Below are 2500 nucleotides of genomic sequence, written 5' to 3'. Positions count from 1 at the left end.
CAGACACACGGCGGGTGCTAACGTCCGTCGTGAAAAGGGCAACAACCCTAACCTCCAGCTAAGGTCCCCAAGTCATGGCTAAGTGGGAAAGGATGTGAGGATCCCAAAACAACCAGGATGTTGGCTTAGAAGCAGCCATCATTTAAAGAAAGCGTAACAGCTCACTGGTCTAAATAAGGGTCTTTGCGCCGAAAATGTAACGGGGCTGAAGCCATGCACCGAAGCTGAGGATAGTGATAACCTTCGGGTTATACTGTGGTAGCGGAGCGTTCCGTAAGCCTGTGAAGGGATACCTGTGAGGGGTCCTGGAGGTATCGGAAGTGCGAATGTTGACATGAGTAACGATAAAGAGGGTGAGAGACCCTCTCGCCGAAAGACCAAGGGTTCCTGCTTAAAGTTAATCTGAGCAGGGTTAGCCGGCCCCTAAGGCGAGGCAGAAATGCGTAGTCGATGGGAACCACGTTAATATTCGTGGGCCTGGTGGTAGTGACGGATTGCTCAACTTGTTCAGACTTATTGGATTGTCTGGGCAGGGACGCGGTTCCAGGAAATAGCTCCACCGTATAGACCGTACCCGAAACCGACACAGGTGGTCAGGTAGAGTATACCAAGGCGCTTGAGAGAACTATGTTGAAGGAACTCGGCAAATTGCACGCGTAACTTCGGAAGAAGCGTGACCCCATTATAGGCAACTATGGTGGGGTGGCACAGACCAGGGGGTAGCGACTGTTTATCAAAAACACAGGGCTCTGCGAAGTCGCAAGACGACGTATAGGGTCTGACGCCTGCCCGGTGCTGGAAGGTTAAGAGGAGAGGTGCAAGCTTTGAATCGAAGCCCCAGTAAACGGCGGCCGTAACTATAACGGTCCTAAGGTAGCGAAATTCCTTGTCGGGTAAGTTCCGACCTGCACGAATGGCGTAACGACTTCCCCGCTGTCTCCAACATAGACTCAGTGAAATTGAATTCCCCGTGAAGATGCGGGGTTCCTGCGGTCAGACGGAAAGACCCCGTGCACCTTTACTATAGCTTTACACTGGCATTCGTGTCGGCATGTGTAGGATAGGTGGTAGGCTTTGAAGCAGGGACGCCAGTTTCTGTGGAGCCATCCTTGAAATACCACCCTTATCGTCATGGATGTCTAACCGCGGTCCGTTATCCGGATCCGGGACAGTGTATGGTGGGTAGTTTGACTGGGGCGGTCGCCTCCGAAAGAGTAACGGAGGCGCGCGATGGTGGGCTCAGACCGGTCGGAAATCGGTCGTCGAGTGCAATGGCATAAGCCCGCCTGACTGCGAGACTGACAAGTCGAGCAGAGACGAAAGTCGGTCATAGTGATCCGGTGGTCCCGCGTGGAAGGGCCATCGCTCAACGGATAAAAGGTACGCCGGGGATAACAGGCTGATGACCCCCAAGAGTCCATATCGACGGGGTTGTTTGGCACCTCGATGTCGGCTCATCGCATCCTGGGGCTGGAGCAGGTCCCAAGGGTTTGGCTGTTCGCCAATTAAAGCGGTACGTGAGCTGGGTTCAGAACGTCGTGAGACAGTTCGGTCCCTATCTGCCGTGGGTGTAGGAATATTGACAGGATCTGTCCCTAGTACGAGAGGACCGGGATGGACATATCTCTGGTGGACCTGTTGTCCTGCCAAGGGCATAGCAGGGTAGCTACATATGGAATGGATAACCGCTGAAGGCATCTAAGCGGGAAACCAACCTGAAAACGAGTATTCCCTATCAGAGCCGTGGAAGACGACCACGTTGATAGGCCGGGTGTGGAAGTGCAGCAATGCATGAAGCTTACCGGTACTAATAGCTCGATTGGCTTGATCGTTCTTGTTGCCAGTGCTCATCAAGCTCCGCTTGATGGAGCACGCAACAACAACTTCTCTGTCCTGACGCGCGAAAATGCGCTGCGGACGGCCCGCGCTATCAAGCGCGACGGCCTCTGGCCTGTATCGGTGCCAAAAGCACCGTCGGGAAAGAGGCTCCAACGACGTGTTTAAATAAGAAAGTGGCGAACGCCACCCAGCTTCTCACAATGTTGCGCTTCGCTGACCTGGTGGTTATGGCGGGGCGGCTGCACCCGTTCCCATTCCGAACACGGCCGTGAAATGCCCCAGCGCCTATGGTACTTCGTCTTAAGACGCGGGAGAGTCGGTCGCTGCCAGGTCTGCGAAACGCAACATCGCATGCGCCGGAAGTCATGGACTTCCCAAAGCTGCATGCGAAACAACATATCTTCTCATCACGAAACTTCGGCCCAGCCGATCAAAAGGGCCGCCCACAAAGCGGTCCTTTCTGCTGTCAGGGCCAACGGACACAAAACTCATCGGGTGACCCAAAAAGGCACCCATTTGGCGCGGGGTGGAGCAGCCCGGTAGCTCGTCAGGCTCATAACCTGAAGGCCGCAGGTTCAAATCCTGCCCCCGCAACCAGAATCTTCAAAGACACCCAAAACAAAGCTCCTCCGCCTAACCGTCGAGGAGCTTTTTGCGTTTC

1 tRNA gene and 2 rRNA genes (1 of these 3 cut by a window edge) are annotated in these 2500 nt (G+C 54.5%); all 3 read left to right on the top strand.

The features are described from left to right. Positions 1-1832: ribosomal RNA gene (locus ASC97_RS20535) — 23S ribosomal RNA — on the top strand; it begins 1140 nt to the left of the window's first position. Between the two features lie 224 nt (positions 1833-2056). Beyond that, positions 2057-2171, top strand: a 5S ribosomal RNA gene (rrf, locus tag ASC97_RS20530). Positions 2172-2359: 188 nt separating this feature from the next. After that, positions 2360-2436 (top strand) — tRNA-Met (locus ASC97_RS20525). Positions 2437-2500 lie beyond the last annotated feature (64 nt).

This window comes from Rhizobium sp. Root1203 (assembly GCF_001424945.1).
GTDB lineage: Bacteria > Pseudomonadota > Alphaproteobacteria > Rhizobiales > Rhizobiaceae > Rhizobium.
Note: the sequence above shows the minus strand (reverse complement) of the source record. Positions and strands in the feature narration are given on the sequence as shown.